This window comes from Chitinophaga sp. YIM B06452, assembly GCF_039655965.1.
GTDB lineage: Bacteria > Bacteroidota > Bacteroidia > Chitinophagales > Chitinophagaceae > Chitinophaga.
In genome coordinates this window covers 1886221-1908133 of the sequence record NZ_JAWLKY010000001.1, presented here as the reverse complement: position 1 = coordinate 1908133, position 21913 = coordinate 1886221, and the positions used below count along the sequence as shown (strand labels likewise).

Annotated in this window: 15 protein-coding genes; 7 read left to right on the top strand and 8 right to left on the bottom strand. The window is 51.4% G+C overall.

All coding sequences use genetic code 11. The features are described 5' to 3' along the window. Nucleotides 1-48 precede the first annotated feature (48 nt). Nucleotides 49-1194, bottom strand: coding sequence for an MraY family glycosyltransferase (locus R3I13_RS07615; protein WP_346317329.1), 1146 nt, complete (start codon nt 1192-1194; stop codon nt 49-51). Between the two features lie 158 nt (nt 1195-1352). Here R3I13_RS07615 and R3I13_RS07610 point away from each other — a divergent pair, with 158 nt between their 5' ends. Beyond that, on the top strand, nt 1353-2189 hold the full coding sequence (locus R3I13_RS07610; protein ID WP_346317328.1) for a transketolase: 837 nt from the start codon (nt 1353-1355) through the stop codon (nt 2187-2189). A 63-nt stretch (nt 2190-2252) separates the two neighbouring features. On the opposite strand, the gene R3I13_RS07605 is transcribed toward R3I13_RS07610, so the two are convergent. Together R3I13_RS07605 and rbfA are read right to left on the bottom strand one after the other, a co-directional pair. Next, entirely contained in the window at nt 2253-3482 is a 1230-nt protein-coding gene (locus R3I13_RS07605; protein ID WP_346317327.1) for an FtsX-like permease family protein, read from the bottom strand. Further along, complete coding sequence (rbfA, locus tag R3I13_RS07600) at nt 3479-3844, bottom strand: 30S ribosome-binding factor RbfA (RefSeq protein WP_346317326.1); 366 nt, start codon at nt 3842-3844, stop codon at nt 3479-3481. The genes R3I13_RS07605 and rbfA overlap by 4 nt, the downstream gene beginning before the upstream one ends. Nucleotides 3845-4017: 173 nt before the next feature. On the opposite strand from rbfA, the gene R3I13_RS07595 reads away from it, so the two are divergent. Continuing rightward, complete coding sequence (locus tag R3I13_RS07595; RefSeq protein ID WP_346317325.1) at nt 4018-5556, top strand: glycosyltransferase; 1539 nt, start codon at nt 4018-4020, stop codon at nt 5554-5556. Between the two features lie 682 nt (nt 5557-6238). On the opposite strand, the gene R3I13_RS07590 is transcribed toward R3I13_RS07595, so the two are convergent. After that, nucleotides 6239-6817 (bottom strand): TraR/DksA C4-type zinc finger protein, encoded by a 579-nt coding sequence (locus tag R3I13_RS07590; protein WP_346317324.1) that lies wholly within the window; start codon nt 6815-6817, stop codon nt 6239-6241. Between R3I13_RS07590 and R3I13_RS07585 the strand changes: the two genes are divergently transcribed. Continuing rightward, entirely contained in the window at nt 6783-7337 is a 555-nt protein-coding gene (locus R3I13_RS07585; protein WP_346317323.1) for a hypothetical protein, read from the top strand. The two genes, R3I13_RS07590 and R3I13_RS07585, sit on opposite strands and share 35 nt — an antisense overlap. Here the strand turns inward: R3I13_RS07585 and ileS are convergent. Beyond that, a complete protein-coding gene (gene ileS, locus R3I13_RS07580) occupies nt 7317-10643 on the bottom strand; it encodes an isoleucine--tRNA ligase (protein ID WP_346317322.1) in 3327 nt (1108 codons plus the stop codon). The two genes, R3I13_RS07585 and ileS, sit on opposite strands and share 21 nt — an antisense overlap. 228 nt (nt 10644-10871) lie before the next feature. Here ileS and R3I13_RS07575 point away from each other — a divergent pair, with 228 nt between their 5' ends. Continuing rightward, the gene (locus R3I13_RS07575; RefSeq protein WP_346317321.1) at nt 10872-11345 is read left to right on the top strand and encodes a PepSY-like domain-containing protein; all 474 of its coding nucleotides are present in this window, start codon (nt 10872-10874) and stop codon (nt 11343-11345) included. A 396-nt stretch (nt 11346-11741) separates the two neighbouring features. On the opposite strand, the gene R3I13_RS07570 is transcribed toward R3I13_RS07575, so the two are convergent. Continuing rightward, nucleotides 11742-12668 (bottom strand): AraC family transcriptional regulator, encoded by a 927-nt coding sequence (locus tag R3I13_RS07570; protein WP_346317320.1) that lies wholly within the window; start codon nt 12666-12668, stop codon nt 11742-11744. A 115-nt stretch (nt 12669-12783) separates the two neighbouring features. Between R3I13_RS07570 and R3I13_RS07565 the strand changes: the two genes are divergently transcribed. From R3I13_RS07565 to R3I13_RS07555, 3 genes are all read left to right on the top strand, one after another. Beyond that, nucleotides 12784-14454, top strand: a complete 1671-nt coding sequence (locus R3I13_RS07565; protein ID WP_346317319.1) for a hypothetical protein — start codon at nt 12784-12786, stop codon at nt 14452-14454. A gap of 220 nt (nt 14455-14674) precedes the next feature. Further along, complete coding sequence (gyrB, locus tag R3I13_RS07560) at nt 14675-16654, top strand: DNA topoisomerase (ATP-hydrolyzing) subunit B (RefSeq protein WP_346317318.1); 1980 nt, start codon at nt 14675-14677, stop codon at nt 16652-16654. Nucleotides 16655-16865: 211 nt separating this feature from the next. Next, complete coding sequence (locus tag R3I13_RS07555) at nt 16866-17378, top strand: hypothetical protein (RefSeq protein ID WP_346317317.1); 513 nt, start codon at nt 16866-16868, stop codon at nt 17376-17378. 201 nt (nt 17379-17579) lie between these two features. Here the strand turns inward: R3I13_RS07555 and R3I13_RS07550 are convergent, their stop codons facing one another. Further along, nucleotides 17580-18302, bottom strand: coding sequence for an SIMPL domain-containing protein (locus R3I13_RS07550; protein ID WP_346317316.1), 723 nt, complete (start codon nt 18300-18302; stop codon nt 17580-17582). Between the two features lie 155 nt (nt 18303-18457). Further along, on the bottom strand, nt 18458-21829 hold the full coding sequence (gene mfd, locus R3I13_RS07545; RefSeq protein ID WP_346317315.1) for a transcription-repair coupling factor: 3372 nt from the start codon (nt 21827-21829) through the stop codon (nt 18458-18460). Nucleotides 21830-21913: the final 84 nt, after the last annotated feature.

Genomic DNA, 21913 nt, shown 5'->3' with positions numbered 1-21913 from the left:
ATCATCAAAGGATGAGCAACAGTTGGAAAGGCTTGAAAGGAGTGATGTTTATTTGTCCTGCAGCACCGATTCGGTATTCACGCGCAGAATTTTGGGTTTGGTGATGCTGGGCCTGCTGTCTGGCACTTCAGGAGTAGCCACCAAAGCCGGTTTCGGCATTTCTTTCCGCCTTTTCAGGAAAAAGAGGGCTGTAGTTGCAGCCAGCGCCAGGCCGCCGGTGAGCAGCAGCAGGCTGGTGGTGCCTATACTCTGAAGGCTGTAAGCCATAAAAATGAAAGCCATGTTGGATAGTACGGCGATCAGCGTGGCCTGGCTGTGCGTGAGCCCCAGGGCCAGCATATAGTGGTGGATGTGATGCCTGTCTGCCGTAAACGGGGAGCGCCCGCGGCTCATCCTGATGGCAAATACCCGTAGTGTGTCGAACAGGGGGATAACGAGGATGGCGAAAGCGATGGCCGGAACGGACTGCAGCGGGAATACACCTGCGGGGTTGCCGGCCACTTCTATGAATTTCACGATCAGGGTGGCATTCACGAGGCCTACCAGCAGGGAGCCGGTGTCGCCCATGAAAATCCTGGCCGGGGTAATGTTATAAATGAGGAACGCCGCCAGGCCTGCAGCCAGTGCAAAGCCCATAACGGCATATAATACTTCGTTCACATACAAAAAGTAAGCGCCCAGCACGGCAGACACCAGAAGGCCTACACTACCTGCCAGGCCGTCGATCCCGTCGATCAGGTTGAAGGCATTCACGACAACAATGAAAGTGAAGTAAGTAAGCAGCAGGCTGAAGTGATATGGCAGTTCGCCGATACCAAAAACGCCGAACATATTCCTGATCTGCAGGTTACCAAGGTAAATGATGGCAAAAGCGGCCACCAGCTGGCCTATCAGCTTTTTCACCGGGGAAAGGCCCACGAGGTCGTCTTTCATGCCAACGATGAAAATGATAAAAAACGCTGCGAGAAGATATTGCAATGGGAAAGCCTGTTGTGAGGGAACACAAACGGCGGTGGCCAGTATAAAACCAGCAAAGAATCCAAGACCACCTAAAGTGGGGATCCGTATCTTATGCGATTTGCGCTCATCTGGTTCGTCATAAAGATGTTTCAACTCTGCTACCCTTATCAGTACCGGGATAGCAAAATAGGTTATAACGAAACTCAGGACAGTCGCGATAATTACATTCTCCATACGGGGGGTTGTGGTGCAAAGATATTAATTTCAGTGATATGCGTATCAAAAAATTTTAAAACTCAAGGATTTATGTTATCCCAGGAAAAAAACACGCAATCCGTTGAGAATCTGGGTAATTTCTTATTACTTTTGCGGCTCATAAAACGCCAATTATCATGCCAGAACTGAAAGATATCGCCACGCAGATCAGGCGGGACATTGTACGGATGGTACATGCCGTGCAAAGCGGTCACCCCGGTGGTTCCCTGGGTTGTACGGAATTCTTTACTGCCTTGTACTTCAAGGTAATGGAGCACACCCCCGTACCCTTCGATATGGATGGTAAGAACCAGGACCTGTTTTTCTTGTCAAACGGACACATTTCCCCCGTGTTCTACAGCGCCCTGGCCAGGTCCGGTTACTTCCCGGTATCTGAACTGGCTACTTTCCGTAAAATAGACTCCCGCCTGCAGGGTCACCCCACCACCCACGAGCACCTGCCCGGCATAAGGGTAGCCAGCGGCTCCCTGGGCCAGGGTATGAGCGTTGCCCTCGGCGCAGCCCTCAGCAAAAAACTGAATAAAGACCCCAAGATCGTATACTCCCTTCATGGAGACGGCGAGCTGGATGAAGGCCAGAACTGGGAAGCCATCATGTTTGCCGCACACCACAAAGTGGATAATATTATCGCCACTGTTGACTACAACGGCCAGCAGATAGACGGTCCTACAGACAAAGTGATGGGCCTCGGCGACCTCGATGCCAAGTTCTTCTCCTTCGGCTGGAAAGTGCTGCAGATGAACGGGAACGATATGGACGACGTGCTTGCCACACTTGCAAAAGCCAAAGGCCTTACAGGCAAAGGCCAGCCCATTGTTATTCTCATGAAAACTGCGATGGGTAAAGGTGTGGACTTCATGGAAGGTTCCCACGAATGGCATGGCATTGCCCCGAACGACGAACAGCTGGCCAAAGCGCTGGCACAGTTGCCGGAAACACTGGGCGATTATTGATCCGCGAAATCAGCATTGAAATAGAAAGCGTGCCGGACGGTGCGCTTTTTTTATGGGCGTATGTCAGGTGGCTTTCAGCGCTATTTCCTGGCGCGCCGCTCTTTGCGCGGGGTACCAGCTGGCCAGCACACCTATTACCAGGATGGTAACGATCACGAGAATAAAATCCTCGTAATGCATCTCCACGGGAAATGCGTCTATCAGGAAAGAGCCGCCGCCGAGTTTGATCAATCCGAAATGCTGCTGCACCAGGCAGATCGTGATGGCCAGGCTGAACCCGATGATGCTGCCCGCGCCTGCGATGATGAGCCCTTCCAGCAGGAATATCCGCTGGATGAGACTGTTCCTGCCGCCCATGGCTTTGAGGATGGTGATGTCTTTTTGTTTTTCTATGACCAGCATAGACAGTGAGCCGATCATGTTGAAGGCCGCAATAACGAGGATGAAGCTGAGGAACACGTATACCACCCATTTCTCCGTTTGCATCACGTTGTAGATGGTTGCATTTTGCTCCACCCGCGTTTGCACTTTCACTTTTTCACCCAGCAGCTCCTGCAATGCACGTTTTGTTTTTCTTTCTGAAAAACCCGGCAGCACGGATATTTCGAGGGATGATACTTCCCCGGGCTGCATGTCGAGCAGGTTGCGGAGGAAGTTGATATCCACCAGCACATATTTGCTGTCAAACTCCTGTTGTATGGCGAAAGTGCCTGCGGGATAGATGACGCCTGCATTCACGGCCTGTTCAGGCAGGCCCGCGGTGAAAACGGATTCATCGCGTTTGGGCATGTACACGTTCACCGGCACGCTGCTGTGCTCCACATCCACGCCCAGCGCGCTTTCTATGCCAAGACCCACAACGGCCTGGTAACCCGGCTCACGCGAAATGTCGTATTCGCCGCGGATGATCTTGTCCTGCACGCCGGCCACATGCGAAAAAGCGCTGTCTACCCCTTTCAGTACCGCGATCGTTTGTTCGTTCCCGTTACGCAGCACCGCTTTCTCTTCGATGCTGGCGGAAAGATTGGCCACGCCGCGGGTTTGGGTGACTGCTTTTAATTGTTCCGGGGTGAAAAGAATGGTCTTCCCGGTGGCCGGCACTACTTTTAATGTAGGATAGAAAGAAGAATAAAGGGATTTTACGAGGCCGGTGAACCCGTTGAACACGCTCAGCACAGTGATGAGCGCGGCGGTGCCTATGGCGATGGCGCCAACGCTTACCCATGCAATAATATTGATGGCGTTGGTGGATTTACGGGCCCGGAAGTAACGAAGTGCGAATTGCCAGATCATTTCTTCTCTTTCTCTTCATTGATCTTTTTAAAGAGCTCTTCCATCTTGAACACATGATCCAGCGTATCGTCCAGGAAGAAGGTGAGTTCGGGTACGCGGCGCAATTGTTTGCCCACGCGGTTTCCCAGTTCGCGGCGGATCTCGCTCATTTTCTCGTTCATCCGCCCCATCATTTCCTCGGGAGATTTTATCTGGAACATGCTTAAGTAAACCCGCGCTTCCAGCAGGTCAGGGGTCATTTTAACGGAAGAGATCGAGATCATCCCTCCTTCTGTTACATTGAATCCCATGCGCATGAAAATATCGCTGAGTTCCTGCTGCACCAGCTGCCCTACCTGTTTTTGCCTTTTAGTTTCCTGCATTTTTCTAATATTAAGCTGTACTCTCAAATTCTCCCCTCTCGGGAATTGCTCAAAAATAACCAATTTTAGCGGTTCACCGCAATATCAATCCCCTCCGGCATTGTGGTATCATTTTTGGAGCTTAGGGCGTGCCAGACGGTACCTTATTTGTTCATCAAACTAATTGCGAACCTATGATTTCCGTAATTATACCAGTGCTCAACGAAGGCGCAACCATACGCCAGGTAATCAAGACGATCAGGAAAACCTCCAGGCCCATAGAGATCATTGTGGTAGATGATAATTCAACGGATCATACGGTTGAGGAAGCCCTTAAGGAAAAGGTTCGCGTGATCACCAGCAGCCAGCGCGGCAAAGGGATCTCCATGCGGGAAGGCATGATGGCTGCGAAGCATGATATTGTCATGTATGTGGACGGTGATATTCTTACCTATCCCGATCATCTCGTGGAATTGCTGACCGATCCTATCGTGAACGACGAAGCCGATTTTGTCAAATCATATTTTGAAAGGCAGGCTGGGCGCGTAACGCAGCTGGTCGCCAAACCGCTTCTCAGCATACTTTTCCCCGAGCTGGCCGGCTTCAACCAGCCGCTGAGCGGCATGATCGCGGCGCGCACATCATTCCTCAAACAGGTGCATTTTGAAAATGATTACGGGGTAGACATTGGACTGCTGATAGACATGCACCTCAAGCAGGCCCGCATCCGTGAAGTGAATATCGGCAGGCTGGAGAACGCCATGCAAACCTGGGAGCAGCTCAGTAAAATGAGCCGCGAAGTATCACGCACTATTCTCAAAAAAGCAGAGAGCATACCGTTGCAGAACCTGGAAACGCTGGGCAATATCAACATCATCCGCGAGCAGATGGAGTATTCCATCCTCGAATCTATCGACAAGCTGGAGAAGATGGTGATCTTCAACCTGGACGAAACCGTGTTCACGCAAAACTACACTTACCTCGCCGCGGTGGCCTTCGAACAGGAAGAGCCGCTGGTGCAGGTGCTGCAGCATTATACAGACCCGATCTCTATCATCAGGCGGTCTGCCGCGCTGTTCCAGGGCCGCAACCTGGCGGAGCTGCTGGAGGTGGCAGACGAAATACCTGTAACGCCCGATATCCGGCATGTGATCCGCGAACTGAAGCGGCGCGGGTATATCTGCGGTTTTATCACAGACGGTTTCGAATGCGTGGCGAACCACATGAAAAATAAGCTGGGGGCTGATTTCGCGTTTGCCAACCGGCTGCATCTTGTGCACAGCGTGGCTACCGGCGAGGTGAGCATTCCCGATTATTTCCTGAAGGGGAGCGGCGCTGCGGCTGAATATAATAAAAGCAATATCCTGAAGTACATTGCCGAGAAATACCACATCCAGCCGCAGAACATCATTTATGTGGGCAATGGGGAAAGCGACCGCGCGATGTTGCAGGAAGCGGGCATTGGTGTGGCATACCATCCACAATATGTAGAAGCGGCGACTGTGGCGGACAAGATCATTGAAGACATATGCATGGCGCCGCTGCTGGATATTGCGGTGGCGAGTCCTGAGAAAAATGTGATCCGCTGGCCTACGAAAAAGCAGGTGCGCAATATCGGGCTGGGCAGCCTGGCTGCGCTGGCAACCGCGGGATTGATCTACCTGGCTGCGCGGCAGGTGCGCAAAGCGTTTCAGCCGGATTGTGCGGATGAGCCGCAGTTGAAGCCTGCCTGATTGCAAATTTTCATTCTCCTCCGTTTTTCCGAGATATTATCGGCCGGGCTTAAGAAAGTCCCGGCCTTTTTTCTATGCCCGGAAGCGCATTCCAGTTACATTCGCATTACAGAATCGCGGTGACGTTTGTCACTCTTTGGTGTACGGAGACCGGGGTCTCCCGGTCTTTTCCAGTTATCCTGAAAGAGAAGATAGTTGCTGAGTGCCGGCTGTTTTGTTTGCAACCTGGTACCCGCGTCGCGGGATTATTCCTGGTTGGCAGGCAGCCAAGTTTTTTGATTTATGCGCAGCGAGTACCCATGACATGGTGTCAAGGGATTGGCTGGCAGGCAGATGTACTTTTCGATGTCATTTACAACGGGTAATCGTCCGGCTGGGAGCATTCCCGGTTGGCATGCCACCTGTTTTTTGTTTTGTTATGGCCTGGTATCCGCCACTAGGGGTTCTTCCCGTTTGGCTTTACCTGCCAGGTTTTTGTTCTGATTGGTAGCCCTGGTACCCTGCCACGCCGGGATCTTCCCGGTTGGCGGGCCCGCCGGGGTATTCCTTCCGCCACAAGTTCTTCGGCAGTAGGCTCATTACTTGCCGGGTTTTTAACATGGATGTATGAAAAAGGGCCGTCCTTCCGGACAGCCCTTTACATCTCTTTTATTATGCCGGCTTTAGCCGGGGGACATTTATTTTATTTGCTTTTTGCCAGCTTAGCTTCGATGCTGAGCGTAGCATGCGGCACTGCTTTCAGGCGCGCTTTTTCGATCAGCTTGCCGGTTACGCGGCAGATGCCGTAAGTTTTGTTTTCAATACGCACCAGGGCTTTTTCCAGGTGGTCGATGAACTGGATCTGGCGGCTGGCCATCTGGTTCAGCTGCTCGCGTTCCTGTGAGCCGCTGCCGTCTTCCATGCTCATGTATTTGTTTTCGGTATCGTCTGTACCTGCTTCATCCTTGCGGGTGATCAGGCCCTGGAGGTATACCAGTTCTTTTTTCGCTGCTTCCAGTTTTTTCAGGATGATCTCTTTAAATTCCTGTAACTCAGGGTCGCTGTAGCGATATATCGGGCCGGAAGGAGTTTCCGGCTGATCCAGTACTGATTTGGTGAATTCCGGAGAATAAGTCACGGTTTTCATTACCGGGCGGCTGCCGGCGGCCTTTGAAGGAGTCCTGGAAGACGGTTTCTCAGTAGTCCTCCTGGCAGGTTCTTCCACCTTGGTCTTTTTTACTGGTTCCTTGTCTGATTTATCCTGTTTACTCTTTGATGCCATTATATCTACTTTTTCTACGGTTTTGGAAATAAACGGTTCCGGAGGCGGTGTTTGCTTTTCAGCAGGCTTGCCGGTAACCACAGCGGCCGGTTTAACCTTGGGCGCCGGAACAGGAGCCGTTTTCTTGACGGGAGCTTTGGCAGCAACAGGTTTCTTCGCTGCCGGAGCTTTAGTTGCCGGCGCTTTCGCCGGCGCGGGTTTTACTGCTTTGACGGGCTTTTTGGCCGCTGCCGCTTTCTTTTTGGCAGGAACTGCTTTCGAAGGGGCTGCTTTTGCCGCTACTTTCTTTACTGCCGCTTTTTTCGGAGCGGGCTTCGCTGCTTTAGGCGCCGCCTTTTTCGCAGCAGCCTTCTTGGGCGCAGCCGCAACCTTTTTAGCCGGCGCCGGTTTAGACGCAGCTTTTTTCGGTGCAGCAGCAGCTTTCTTCGCTACAGCTTTCTTGGCAGGAACCGCCTTCTTGGTAGTTTTACTAGCAACCTTCTTCTTTGTTGCCATGGGATTAGCTTTTTTTGTTAACTAATACGTTGAATTTAAGATCGTTAACTTCTACTTCTACGCCCTCCTGTAATTGCGGCACTATCTCCAAACTATCTGCCAAAATTTCCGTGCAAATATAGTCATTAAAGTTAATTATCGCCGATTTCAGGGCGTCCACGTCAGCCACTTTTACAGCAATCCGGTCAGTCAGCTCAAAATCACTGTCCTTCCGTATCTTCTGGATCCGGTTAACCAGCTCGCGGGCATTGCCCTCGTCCAATAAAACAGGGGTGATGGTGATATCAAGCGCTACGGTCAGCGAACCTTTGTTCGCCACCGTCCATCCGGGAATGTCTTCCGAAATGATCTCAACATCGGTTAACTGAATCGGAATTTGCTCATTCTCAATTATTAAGCCAAAACTGCCGTTCTTCTCCAACTCCGCAATCTCATGCTGCGTAAAGGCGCTGATCGCTCCCGCCACAGCCTTCATCTTCGCTCCCATACGGCTGCCTAGGGTCTTGAAGTTTGGCTTAATCTTTTTCTTGATAAAACCTTCGGTTTCGGTAAGATACTCAATACTTTTTACATTCACTTCGCTTTTTATCAAATGCTCCACCAAAACCAGCTGCTCCCGCATGTGCGGGTTCAGCACCGGAACAAGTATCTTCTGTAAAGGCTGCCTTACCTTGATATTGGTCTTCTTCCTAAGGCTCAGCACCAGCGACGAAACGTCCTGCGCCAGCTGCATCCTTTCCTCCAGGTCCGGGTCTATTGCTGCCTCATCTGCCACGGGGAACCTGGTGAGGTGAACGCTTTCTTCCTGCTGCCTGCCGCTCACGCTGTTCAGGTTGCGGTACAGCCAGTCTGTAAAGAAGGGGCTCACCGGCGCCATCAGCTGCGCGATCTTCTCCAGGCACTCGTACAGCGTCTGGTAAGCGCTGATCTTGTCCTGCTCGTACTCCCCTTTCCAGAAACGGCGGCGGCAAAGGCGCACATACCAGTTGCTCAGGTGCTCGTCCACGAATTCCTGCACGGCGCGGCCTGCCTGTGTGGGCTCATAATCTTCCAGGCTGCCAGTCACCTGTTTCACCAGGGTGTTCAGCAGTGAAATGATCCACCGGTCGATCTCCGGGCGCTGGTCCAGCGGGATATACGCCTCCCTGAACGCAAAATTGTCCAGGTTCGCGTACATCGCGAAGAAGTTGTATGTATTATATAATGTACCGAACAGTTTCCGCTGTACCTCTTTAATGCCGTCCACGTCAAACTTCATGTTGTCCCAGGGCGAAGCATTGGTGATCATGTACCAGCGGGTGGCATCGGCGCCGAATTGCTGGATGGTGGTGAACGGGTCTACCACATTCCCCACGCGCTTGCTCATTTTGTTGCCGTTCTTGTCCAGCACAAGGCCGTTGGAAACGACCGTTTTATACGCCACGCTGTCGAAAAGCATGACGGCCAGCGCATGCAGTGTGTAAAACCATCCACGGGTCTGGTCCACCCCTTCGGCAATGAAGTCCGCCGGAAAGGCCTGTCCTTTTTCCAGCATCTCCTTATTTTCAAAAGGATAATGCCACTGGGCCACGGGCATGGCGCCTGAGTCGAACCAAACGTCTATCAGGTCCGGCTCGCGGCGCATCGGTTTGCCGGTGGAGCTTACCAGGATGATATCGTCCACATAAGGTTTATGCAGGTCGAGGATGCCCTCGTGGAGGTAATGTTTATTGACGTCGCCGCCCAGCACTTCGTTGGCCAGCCTGATGCCTTCGTTCAGCTCGGCGATGCTGCCGATGCAGATCTCTTCGGTACCGTCTTCGGTGCGCCAGATGGGCAGCGGGGTGCCCCAGTAGCGGCTGCGGGAAAGGTTCCAATCCACCATGTTCTCCAGCCAGCTGCCGAAACGGCCGGAACCGGTGGAGGCGGGTTTCCAGTTGATGGTCTTGTTCAGCTCCACCATCCGGTCTTTCATGGCCGTGGTTTTGATGAACCATGCGTCCAGCGGGTAATACAGCACGGGTTTGTCCGTACGCCAGCAATGCGGGTAGGTGTGCTCGTATTTCTCCACTTTGAAGGCGCGGTTCTCTTTTTTGAGCTTCACGGCTATATCCACGTCCACGTCCTTATAGTCAGGGTCGTTCTTATAATCTTTTACGTAACGGCCTGAGAATTCGCCGACATTATCGGTGAATTTACCCTGGCGGTCTACCAGCGTGAGAATACCGATGCCATATTTTTTGCCGACGCGGTTATCGTCTGCACCAAAGGCCGGCGCGGTATGCACGATGCCGGTGCCGTCTTCCGTGGTCACAAAATCGCCGATCAGCACGCGGAAGGGGTCGCCTTCTTCAGGTTTGGCGTAAGGCAGCAGCTGTTCGTAGCGGATGTTCTCCAGCTCGCTTCCTTTGAAATTGGCCAGTATTTTCCAGGGCAGCACTTTCGTATCTGCCGTATAGGCTTCAAAATCAGCGTTCTCACCTTCGGGTTTAAAATATTTCCCCGCCAGGTCTTTCGCCAGCACCACATTGATGGGCAGATGCGTGTAAGGGTTAAAGGTTTTCACCAGCACATATTCGATGTTGGCGCCTACGGTAAGGCCCAGGTTGCTGGGAAGCGTCCAGGGAGTGGTGGTCCAGGCCAGGAAAAACACCTCGCCGGAACGGGAGGCATCGAACAGGAACTGTGAGCGGTCCGACTGCAGGGCCTTGAACATGGCCACGATGGTCGTGTCTTTCACATCTTTATAAGTACCGGGCTGGTTCAGCTCGTGCGAACTGAGACCGGTGCCCGCCGCCGGTGAATACGGCTGGATGCTGACGCTTTTATACAGTAATCCTTTTTTATATAATTGCTGCAAACACCACCACAGGCTTTCGATGTATGAATTGTCGAAAGTGATGTAGGGATGCTCCAGGTCAACCCAGTAGCCCATTTTACGGGTCAGGTCTTCCCAGCGGTCTTTATATTTCAATACTTCCTTGCGGCAGGTATCGTTATATTCTGCGATGGAGATCTTTTTGCCGATGTCTTCCTTGGTGATGCCGAGGGCTTTTTCCACTCCCAGTTCCACGGGCAGGCCATGGGTGTCCCAGCCGCTTTTCCTTTTCACCTGGAAGCCCTGCATGGTCTTGTAACGGCAAACTAGGTCTTTAAGGGCGCGGGAGATCACGTGGTGAATGCCGGGGAGGCCATTGGCGCTGGGGGGGCCTTCGTAAAATACGAAAGGCGCCGCGCCGTCGCGGTTCGAGATGCTTTTCTCAAAAACCTGGTGCGCTTCCCACGCCTGCAGTATATCCTGTTCTATTTGCGGTAAATTCAGTTGATCGTATTCCTGATATTTGCTGGACATAAACAATTCCCCACCCGGGTGCTTAAGTTTGGTATTTAAAATTCTGCAAAGTTACGAAAATACGTGCAGGTTTCAGAGGGCTGTGTTCTGCCATAAAAAATAACAGATTTATGAAAAAAATGCGCGTAAAATTGAGTAATTTGCAATAAACTATGCTTGCTTTGCGTTTTTGGCATTGTTTTGGTTAGGATTCTGAAGAGTCTAACGCGATTATAAACCATATCTTTTATGAAAAAAGTAACGTTATTAATATGCGCTGCCATCTTCACATCCGGCATAGCGTTTTCACAGCAGAAATCATCTAAATCCAAAAAAACCAAAACGACCGCTAAAAAAGTGGAAGCACCGGCTCCCGTAAAAGACGCATTTGCACAAAATGCCGAATTTGCAGCCGCTACAGATGCCCAGTGGGCTAAAACCTCCGGCGGCAACTGGATCGCTTCCTTCAACAGGGACAATGTGAAGACCGCTGTTGAATACAACGCAGAAGGCACATGGGTAGCTACCCGCAGCGCTTTCGAAACCGGCAATCTGCCCGAAACCGTTTTGGGAACATTGAAGAACAAATACCCGTCCGCAGTTGTTAAAGAAGGGTGGAAAATTGAGAGAGCGGATGTGGCAGCATATTTTAAAGTAAATATTGACGACAACGGGACTGCCAAAACCGTACTGCTGAATGATGCTGGCACTATTGTTGATTAAGGATATTTACTGACAAAGACATTCATTAAGTATTTCATAGGTATAGGGATAAATAGGACAGACCCTGCTCTTTTGGGCGGGGTTTTTCTTTTGTACCAATTCACAAAGTTCCGGGCATAAAAAAAGCCGTCACAGAAAAGTAACGGCTTTATGCAAATTACGGTGGAAAAACTTACTGACTGGCAATGCAGATTAGGTCTTTGTGGTGTTTGATATGCACTGCTTTTTATAATGGCTTTACTATCGTCTGCAAGCTTTTCCTTAGGTCAAATCTGATAAGGAAGCTTATGAGGAACCGTGGATAGACATCCAAAGATCGTAGCACAAAGAAAATACAATCTGCAGACCGGCGTTTATCGGATCGGGAAAAGTAATGATCGTAAAAGGAAAAACCGCTTAACGGAGGAGTAACTCACAGGGTTTCAGGCCTGTATGTTTTTTGAACGCGGTGGAAAAATGGGAAATGCAGGAATATCCCATCATAATGGCTACCTCTGAAACAGATAAGCCCCTTTCATATAAGAGGCCTTTGGCCTTTTCCATCCTTTCTTTCTGGAAATAATCGTAGATAGTGGTACCATACACCGCTTTGAAACCTTTTTTGAGGTAACATTCGTTCATGGCCACCCTTCTCGCCAGGTCGCGGATCGTGATCGGCGCATCCAGCTGCTCCAGCAGGATGCTGCGCGCTTTTTCGATCTTCTCGCGGTCTTCCAGGTGCGTCAGGAAGCGGCAGCCATAGCGCTCTTCCGTATCGTTCTGGATAAACTGGTCGGAACTGAAAAGCAACAGCTCCAGTGCCTTGCTTTGCAGGAAAATATTTTTCAGGATACCTTCGTAATTATGATGCACCATCTGCTCCAGCACGGCTTTGCTTTTGGTGCAGGGCTGAATGGTCTTTACGAAAGGTTTTTTGGATTGAAGCTCGAAGAGGGAAAAAGAAGTGTTCCCTTTTTGCAGGGACTGAATGAAAGCGGGCTGAAAACGTACGGTGATCAGGTCTACAGACGGGAGCTTGGTGTTGCAGTCCTCATGCTTATGGCCTTCCACGCACACCTGGTCGGTACAATTGGGCTTCTGGCAATATTTGTTGCCCGCCACACAATACCGCAACTCGATAGCCGCGCTTTTTCCCCGTTTTGCGGGCTGGTATACCACCATAGCCACATCTTCCACGGGTAACGGGCGTTCGTAAACGAAGCGCTGGAGGGAATAATCAAGGCAGTCAGGAACCGCTACGTTATCGGCCTCTGCAAGCTGCAACTGGTCGCCCATGGCGGGTTGCGGGATAGCGAGCGTTAATATTTCCTGTACTTCTTTCATATAGTGAGCCACAAAATTAACGAATCGTTGTTATAATTCTTACAGTTTGACAAAGCGGTTACAAATCCCTGCCCGCCAGGGTGAATTGGTACAACTTTAGCAACAATAAAGACACATGACGAAGTTCTGGAAGATCATACTAACGGTAACGGCTATCCTGGCCGCGGTGGTGCTGGGTACAGGCTGGTACCTGAGCATTCACTGGAAAAACATACTGGATAAGGAATTGCGCCGCTTCGTGAGCCAGGGCTCAGACAGCCTGTATACTCTTGCCTACGGGAAGATCAGCATGAACCTCCTCACGGGCAGCGTCGGCATACAGAATGTCGCCCTGCTGCCGGATACCGCAGTGTACGACCGGCTGGTGCGGGAACAGCGCGCGCCGCAGGTGATCTACAATGCCAAAATGAGCCGGGTGCAGGTTTCCGGGCTGAAGATCTGGCGGTATTTTATGGATAAACAGGTAGACGCGGGCATATTCACCTTGTCTGAGCCCGAAATTACCGTAGTGCAGGACCTCCGCAGCCGCGATACCACGCCCCGGCGCAGTTTTTACGCCTCCGTCAACGAACTCATCCACGATTTCCGCATCCGGCAGGTCAACCTCACCAATACCAGGTTATCTTATGTGCATATCCGGGAAGACAGCAGCCGCAAGCTTGCCCGCTTCGACAACCTGGACGTGCGCCTCCGCGACCTGCGGATCGATTCTATGACGGAAAAGGACCTGTCCCGCGTGCTGTATGCCCAGAATTTTGATGTAACGCTCCGGCAGTGGGACTTCCGCACGCCAGACAGCCTGTATTGGCTGCATGTAAACAATATCAGTTATAATGCCGTGGAACGGGTGGCGGAAGTGGAAAGCGTGAAGCTGGAACCCCGTTACAACAGGGCCGGTTTTGATAAGCAGAAAGGGACGCAGAGCGACCGCTTCGAAGTGACGTTCAATCACATCCGAGCGGAAGGCGTGAGGCTGGAAGACCTGCTGCAGCAGGCCATTTTCGTGAAAAGCGCGAGTGTAGACGGCGGTGAGCTGCATGCTTACCGGAACCGGGCCCTGCCCTACCCGCCGGGAGACAAATACGGCGGCTTTCCCAACCAGCTGCTGGATAAGCTGAAAATGCCCCTGACCATCGACACCCTGAAGGTCCAGGGCGTCAATATTTCATACAGCGAGTTCAACCCCGCCAGCGGGGAAACCGGAAAGATCGAATTCCACCAGGCGGGCGGCACTTTCTTACATATTACGAACCAGGATTCGCTCATCCAGCAAAACAATCATTGTATTGCGGACGTGCATGCGATACTGATGCGCACCGGCAAACTGAGGGCCCGCTTCGATTTTACGCTGAACGATGCCTCCGGCGCCTTTGGCGTTTCGGGCCAGCTGACGGATATGGACGGGCGTGAAATGAACCCTGCCACCAGGCCGCTCGGGGAAGTGGGCATCCGCTCCGCCAGTATCCGGGAGATGGATTTCAACCTGCGGGGCAACGAACGGTCTTGCTCCGGCACTTTCAAGCTCCTGTATTCCGACCTGAAGATCGATTTCCTGAAAGACGTGAGGAATGCAAAAGGCAAAAAACGGAAAAAGGGATTGATCAGCTTCCTGGCGAATGTAATGGCGCTGCACAATGAAAATCCTTCACCGGGCAAGCCTGTACGCACTGCCAGGCCAAGGTTCGAGCGTGACCCGAAAAAGTCTTTTTTCAACCTCGTATGGAAAACCATTTATGCCGGTATTAAAGAAACAGTGCTCACGGACGCGGCATCAGGATTGATGTAGCCATTTCAATGCCGAGCGATGAAAACCGGCAGCCTGTAAACGCAATAATTGCCGCTATAAAGTAAAAATAACCCTCATGTATACCCTGCGGTATTTCCGCAATTCACAACCTGTCCACACCCCTCAAATAAGGCCATTTTTTCATGGAAATTAGCCTGATTTTGCGTACATTTGCTGGATTGTCTACCGTTTTGTTAAAAATAGATTTTCAGCTAAAAATATGAGTGAAGAACTAGTGCAAGCAACTACCCCCAGCAACGGTTATGATGCGGGTAGCATTCAAGTATTGGAAGGGTTGGAAGCGGTGCGGAAACGTCCTGCCATGTATATTGGCGACATCGGGGTGAAAGGTTTACACCACCTCGTATACGAAGTAGTCGATAACTCCATCGACGAAGCGCTCGCCGGGTATTGCAAAAACATCGAGGTAACGATCTGTGAAGATAACTCTATCCGCGTGAAGGACGACGGGCGGGGTATCCCTACCGGTATGCACCCCAAGGAGAAAAAATCCGCGCTGGAGGTGGTAATGACAGTATTGCACGCCGGCGGTAAGTTCGACAAAAATACTTACAAGGTATCCGGCGGTCTGCACGGTGTGGGCGTAAGCTGCGTGAATGCGCTAAGCGATCCCTGCCATGTGACCGTTCACCGGGAAGGCAAAATATTCGAGCAGCAGTACAGGATGGGCATTCCCCAATACCCTGTGCGCGAGATCGGCACGAGCGACATCACCGGCACTATTACGCATTTCAAGCCGGACGCGACGATCTTCACAGAAACCATATACAACCGCGAAACCCTTGCCGGCCGCCTGCGCGAGCTGGCCTTCCTGAACAGGAAGATCCGCATCACCCTTAATGATGAGCGCGAAAAGGATGAGAACGGCAATGTTTTCAGCGAAGTATTCTACAGCGAAGGCGGCATCATCGAATTCGTAGAGCTGATGGACAAGAACGGCCGCCGCAACGCGCTGGTACCCCAGCCCATCTACATCGAAGCGCACGACGCAGCCTCCAATGTGGCCGTGGAAGTGGCTTTGCTGTACAACGATTCTTTCAACGAGCACATTTTTTCTTACGTAAATAATATCAACACCATCGAAGGCGGTACCCACGTGGCCGGCTTCCGCAGGGCCATCACCCGCGTGTTCAAAGCCTATGGCGATAAGAACAAGATGTTCGAAAAATCGAAGGTGGAGGTAACGGGAGACGACTTCCGCGAAGGCCTCAGCTGTATCGTGAGCGTAAAAGTTCCCGAGCCGCAGTTTGAAGGGCAGACCAAAACCAAGCTCGGCAACTCGGAAGTGATGGGTATCGTAGACAGCGCCGTAGCCAAGGTGCTGGACGACTACCTCGAAGAAAACCCCCGCGAGGCCAAAACCATCATCAACAAAGTGGTGCTGGCGGCGCAGGCCCGTGAGGCGGCCCGCAAGGCGCGCCAGATGGTGCAGCGCAAGAGCGTGATGACCGGCAGTGGCCTTCCCGGCAAGCTGGCGGACTGTTCAGACAATGACCCGGAAAAATGTGAGCTCTACCTCGTCGAAGGTGACTCCGCGGGCGGTACTGCCAAGCAGGGCCGTAACCGTAACTTCCAGGCCATCCTGCCGCTGCGCGGTAAGATCCTGAATGTGGAAAAAGCGCTGGAACATAAGATCTACGAGAACGAAGAGATCAAGAACATATTCACCGCACTCGGCGTTACCATCGGTACACCGGATGATGAAAAAGCCCTGAACCTCAGCAAGCTGCGCTATCACAAGCTCATCATCATGACGGATGCCGACGTGGACGGAAGCCACATTGCCACCCTCATTCTTACTTTCGTGTTCCGCTACATGAAAGAAATGGTGGAACAGGGTTATGTATACCTTGCCCAGCCGCCTTTATACCAGGTGAAAAAAGGCAAAGACCACATTTACGCCTGGAATGAAGAACAGCGCAAAGCGGCCGTGACCAGGCTCGCCGGCGGCGGTAAAGAAGACAGTGTGACCATCCAGCGTTATAAAGGTCTGGGTGAAATGAACGCCGAGCAGTTGTGGGACACCACTATGAACCCCGACGTGCGCACGCTGAAGCAGGTAACGATAGACAGCGCTTTTGAAGCCGACCGCATCTTTACCATGCTGATGGGCGATGAAGTACCTCCGCGCAGGGAATTCATTGAGTCTCATGCCAAATACGCAAAGATCGACGCGTAAAACATTCTTATAAAAAAGCAAAAAGCCATCCGTCTGGGTGGCTTTTTTTATACGGTTCAGCGAAAAATGGATACTTATTTCTTCCCCATTCTCCCCATTTTCAATATTAACCCTACATTACTTATTTATAAAATATTTTTTTAATTTGTAAAATAAGTAATATATTGCAGCCGCATCATTACCTATACCGACTAGTTTATAACAAGTACCTATGAAAACCAGATATTTTCTCCTGGCCATCAGCCTGATAGCCGGATTATGCTTCACCGCCTGCGAAAAGAAGGATCCGTTCCGGGACAACAAAAGCGAAGGCTACCTGACCATGAAGCTGGACGGGCAGGAATTGACAGTCACCAAACAGCTGACCGGCAGCCTTCACGATACCAGCGCCAACGCCATGCTCGTGGTAAGCGGCATGACCAGCGACAACCAGCTGCTTACGATCAATATTCTTTTTCCTAACAAACAACTGAAACCGGGCACTTATTCCCTGGACCTGAACGGCTTCAATTCCATCGGCTGGATGAAATCCCTCGGTTCCGCTGAAAGTTATGCTGCCGATGATCTTACGCTGGGCGCCGCTTCCAGCGTGGTGATAGAATCCATCAGCGAAACGCATGCAAAAGGCTCTTTCACCGGCGTGCTTATTCACGATGTGGATGAAACCAAAAAGAAAACCGTTACCGAAGGTAAATTCGAGGTAACGGTGCTGAAAATGTACTAAGCTCTTTACTATACCATGTCCCTATTTATCCCAACTTACCTGACTGATGCCGAGGCATCAAGTAGCAAAATAGAAATGAAAGACAATTAAAACGACAGTAGAACAAGTCATTCGTCTTCCGGCGCAACATGACACCAGACAAGCAAAAAGGGCTACCAGTGACGACTGGAAGCCCTTTTTCTTTTATAGTTTCAGTTCAGTTTATTTGATACCAAATACGGCCCTGATCTCTGCACGCACTTTGATCGTTTTGAAATCGATATTGGAATCCGGGGCGCCGCCCATGTCTGCAGCAGCGGCCTTGAATGATCTTACGTTAGCCATTTCGGGGCGTACGTCGCTGTACTGGTCGGTATTGAATTCCTGTATTTCGATCACGTTGCCGATCTTTTCATCGATAGCGGCCAGCAGGTATTCTGCTTTGGCTTTCGCGGCTTTCAGCGCGTTCATCTTCACCTGCTTGCGGTATTCTTCCATCTTGCTGCTGGAGAAAGATGCAATGTTCACGCTTTCGATGCCTTCTTCATCCACCGCGGCGAGGATGCCGTTGATCTTATCCAGCCTGTTCAGCTTGAGGCGGTATTGTTTGCGCGCCATAAAATCTTCGGGTGCTTTTTTCTTCCTCCACCATTGGTCGTAGTTGTAGCCGAACACGTTTTCGATGGTGAAGTTTTCCTTAGCGATACCAGCGGCTTCCACAGCTTTCTGCAGCTGCGCTTCCAGCGTGGTGATGGCCACTTTCTGCGTTTTGTTCTTCATGTATTCACGCAGGGTGATGTTGAGCCAGATCTCGTCGGGGGTGATCTCGATTTCTGCAGAACCATTCACTTCGATCTTTTTCACCGGGGGTTTGGTTTCAGTAGTTTGGGCGAAGGATGTAGCTGTCATAATAAGTGCCATTAAAAGTACGGTTAATCTTTTCATTGCTTTCAGTTTTAAATTCACAGTCAGGATGCAGGGGAATACCTGGTTTCCATATGCCCTTGCAGGCTTTAACTTTTCTTTGTGTTTTTTTTGTTTGAAGTCAGGTTAATAATAATGAGGGTGTAACGTTCGGGGCAAAGATATGTTACAATTGATTAATTGCGTGCATCCGTCATTTTGCGGAGGAAGTTGTGGAGGTCGTTCATGTTTTTGATACGGTCTGCGATCAGCATGAAGTTCTTGCCGATCTGCTTAAGGCGCGCGTTGTTGGTGCGCGTCTGGATATAATGCAGGATATGCTGGAAAGTAGGCGATTCGAAGTAGGGGCTGTCAGGATTATTAATAAAATAACAACGCAGCGTTTCTTCTTTCAGGATCATCTTCTCAAAACCCAATTCTATCGCCATCCAGCGGCTGCGGATCATCGTAAAGAGATCTGCAACCGGCTCAGGGATAGGCCCGAAGCGGTCTTCCATGCCTTTTATGAATTCTTCCAGCTTGTCTTCTTTCGTGATATTGTCCAGTTCCTGGTAAAGGTTTAGCCTTTCCTGGATGCTTTCCACGTAAGAATCGGGGATGAGTATCTCCAGGTCGGTATCTATGGTACAGTCGTTGATGAAGTCTTTCTTTTCTTCAAGCTGCTCTTTGAACAGGTCTTTGAAGTCGGTTTGTTTCAGTTCGCGGATCGCTTCGTCCAGTATCTTCTGGTACATGTCGAAACCGATCTCGGCGATGAAGCCGCTTTGTTCTCCGCCCAGCAGGTTGCCCGCGCCGCGGATGTCCAGGTCGCGCATGGCTATCTGGAAGCCGCTGCCCAGCTCGCTGTGCTGCTCAAGTGTGGAAAGGCGCTTGCGGCTGTCTGCCGGCAGTGTGCTCATTGGCGGCGCCAGCAGGTAACAGAACGCTTTTTTATTGCTGCGCCCTACCCTTCCGCGCAGCTGGTGCAGGTCGCTGAGGCCGAAGTGATGAGCGTTGTTGATGATGATGGTGTTCGCATTGGAAATGTCCACGCCGCTTTCCACGATATTGGTGCATACGAGCACGTCGTATTTACGGTCAATGAAATCGAGGATCACTTCTTCCAGCTTATGCCCTTCCAGCTGGCCATGCGCGGTGGCAATGCTCAGGTCGGGACATAGCTCCTGTATAAGGCCGGCCATTTCGCGGAGACCGTTGATGCGGTTGTGGATGAAGTACACCTGCCCGCCGCGCTCCGTTTCATAATAGATCGCATCGCGGATCTGCTCTTTATCCCACACCAGCACTTCCGTTTCGATGGGCTGACGGTTAGGCGGCGGGGTGTTGATCACGGAAAGGTCGCGGGCGCCCATGAGCGAGAACTGCAGTGTTCTTGGGATAGGCGTTGCCGTTAGTGTGAGCGTGTCCACGTTCACCTTCATGGTCTTCAGCTTTTCCTTGGCGGTTACGCCAAATTTCTGCTCTTCGTCTATCACCATCACGCCCAGGTCTTTGAACTTCACTTCTTTTCCCAGCAGCGCATGGGTGCCGATGATGATGTCCACTTTGCCTTCTTCGAGGCGCTTGAGCGTTTCTTTCTTTTCTTTCGCGGATTTGAAGCGGTTGATGTAGTCCACGGTGCAGGGGAAATCTTTCAACCGTTCGGAAAATGTTTTATAGTGCTGGAAAGCGAGGATGGTGGTGGGTACCAGCACGGCGGCCTGTTTCCCGTCCACCACGGTTTTGAACGCGGCGCGCACGGCCACTTCTGTTTTCCCGAAGCCTACATCGCCGCACACCAGCCTGTCCATCGGCGAAGGAGATTCCATATCGCGCTTCACGTCTGCGGTGGCTTTGCTTTGATCCGGCGTGTCCTCGTAAATAAAAGAGGCTTCCAGCTCTGTTTGAAGGTATGTATCCGGCGTGTGCGCAAACCCTTGCTGAGCCTTGCGTGCGGCGTAGAGTTTGATGAGGTCTTTGGCAATGTCCTTTACTTCGGTCTTCGCCTTTTCCTTCAGCTTTTCCCATGCGTCGCTGCCGAGCTTGTTCACTTTCGGCGCCACGCCTTCTTTGCCGGTGTATTTGCTGATCTTGTGCAGTGAGTTGATGTTCACATACAGCAGGTCGTTGTTCTTGTAAATGATGCGGATCGCCTCCTGCATCTTTCCGCCCGATTCGATCTTCTGCAGGCCGCTGTACACGCCCACGCCATGATCGATATGTGTCACGTAATCGCCGGGCTGCAGTTCTTTCAGCGTTTTGAGGGTGATGGCCTTGTTCTTGTTGTAGGCCTGTTTCACCTTGTATTTGTGATAACGCTGGAAGATCTGGTGGTCTGTATAACACACCACCTTCAGGTCGTTGTCTATGAACCCTGTGCTGATGGCTACAGGGATCGGGTAGAAGGGAATATCCGCCTTCAGGTCTTCAAAAATGCTCCGCAAACGTTCCAGCTGGCGCGGGTTTTCGGCGAAAATGAATATGGACGATCTTGCGGCGTTGTGTTTGCCGAGGTCTTTTATCAGCAGGTCGAACTGGCGGTTGAACACCGGTTGTTCCGTAGTCTGATAGGCTATTTCCTGCACGCCTGCCGGCACTTTATCGAAATTAAAATGCGGGCCGAACACGATGCAGGAACGCTGCAACAATTGCTGCATCAGTTTTTCAGCGGTTTCAAAATCTTCGGCGGCGAGCTGCATTTCTTCATCTTCCGTGACGCGCACCTTGTTTCCGGTTTGCAGCCAGTCTGCCAGCCGCTCTTCCATCTGGCCTATCACGCCCTGTACATAAGACGGATCTTTGATCCAGACCACGGTATTTGCCGGGAGAAAGTCCGGCAGGCTCATCTTCTGGTGGGTAACGGCCCGTGTGTCCATATTGGCGATGAGCGTTACCTGCATGAGCTTGCGTTCGCTGAGCTGGGTTTCGGGGTCGAAGAGGCGGATGGAATCCACTTCATCGCCGAACAGCTCCATACGGTAAGGCTTTTCGTTGCCGAAGGAATAAATGTCCAGGATGCCTCCGCGCACGGCGTACTGGCCGGGGCCGTATACGAAATCGGAATGCTCAAAACCCCAGCTGATGAGCTTTTCCAGCAACGCGTCCACTTTAAGGGTTTCCCCGACCTTTACGTGCACCATGTTGGCATTGTAGGCGGTGTTGCCGGCTACTTTTTCGTAAAGGGCTTCCGGGTAGGTGACCAGTATTTTTTTGTGCACACTGCTGCCGGTCAATTTCATGAGCGCTTCGGTGCGCAGCATGCTGTGACTGCTGTTGTATTCCTGGAACTGGCCCGTTTTCTTGAACGAATCCGGGAAATAGAAGATATCCAGCGCCTGGGTCAGCTGTTCGAGATCGTTGTGGAAGTAGGCCGCCTCCTCTTTGTCGTTGAGAATAACGAGGTGGTTGAGCCCGGTGGCGTTCCAGGCAGCCGATGCTACGAAGGCCGCGGCGCTGCCCGTAAGGCCGGTAAGGTGAAAATAGCCGGGGTTGGGCAATATGATCCCGTCCGCCAGTGATTTCAGGCGGGGGTCGCGTTCATATAACTGTAAAACACCCTGCAAATTCATGAAGATGGCAAAGATAAGGCATTTTGGACAGATGCGATTTGGGGTTGATTTCGGTTATTGTTAATTTTTTGCGTAATTTAAATG

Bases quoted from the DNA above. Each gene is read 5' to 3' on its own strand.
- R3I13_RS07615 (WP_346317329.1), bottom strand. From the start codon at position 1,194: ATGGAGAATGTAATTATCGCGACTGTCCTGAGTTTCGTTATAACCTAT.
- R3I13_RS07610 (WP_346317328.1), top strand. From the start codon at position 1,353: ATGCCAGAACTGAAAGATATCGCCACGCAGATCAGGCGGGACATTGTA.
- R3I13_RS07605 (WP_346317327.1), bottom strand. From the start codon at position 3,482: ATGATCTGGCAATTCGCACTTCGTTACTTCCGGGCCCGTAAATCCACC.
- rbfA (WP_346317326.1), bottom strand. From the start codon at position 3,844: ATGCAGGAAACTAAAAGGCAAAAACAGGTAGGGCAGCTGGTGCAGCAG.
- R3I13_RS07595 (WP_346317325.1), top strand. From the start codon at position 4,018: ATGATTTCCGTAATTATACCAGTGCTCAACGAAGGCGCAACCATACGC.
- R3I13_RS07590 (WP_346317324.1), bottom strand. From the start codon at position 6,817: ATGGCATCAAAGAGTAAACAGGATAAATCAGACAAGGAACCAGTAAAA.
- ileS (WP_346317322.1), bottom strand. From the start codon at position 10,643: ATGTCCAGCAAATATCAGGAATACGATCAACTGAATTTACCGCAAATA.
- R3I13_RS07575 (WP_346317321.1), top strand. From the start codon at position 10,872: ATGAAAAAAGTAACGTTATTAATATGCGCTGCCATCTTCACATCCGGC.
- R3I13_RS07570 (WP_346317320.1), bottom strand. From the start codon at position 12,668: ATGAAAGAAGTACAGGAAATATTAACGCTCGCTATCCCGCAACCCGCC.
- R3I13_RS07565 (WP_346317319.1), top strand. From the start codon at position 12,784: ATGACGAAGTTCTGGAAGATCATACTAACGGTAACGGCTATCCTGGCC.
- gyrB (WP_346317318.1), top strand. From the start codon at position 14,675: ATGAGTGAAGAACTAGTGCAAGCAACTACCCCCAGCAACGGTTATGAT.
- R3I13_RS07555 (WP_346317317.1), top strand. From the start codon at position 16,866: ATGAAAACCAGATATTTTCTCCTGGCCATCAGCCTGATAGCCGGATTA.
- R3I13_RS07550 (WP_346317316.1), bottom strand. From the start codon at position 18,302: ATGAAAAGATTAACCGTACTTTTAATGGCACTTATTATGACAGCTACA.
- mfd (WP_346317315.1), bottom strand. From the start codon at position 21,829: ATGAATTTGCAGGGTGTTTTACAGTTATATGAACGCGACCCCCGCCTG.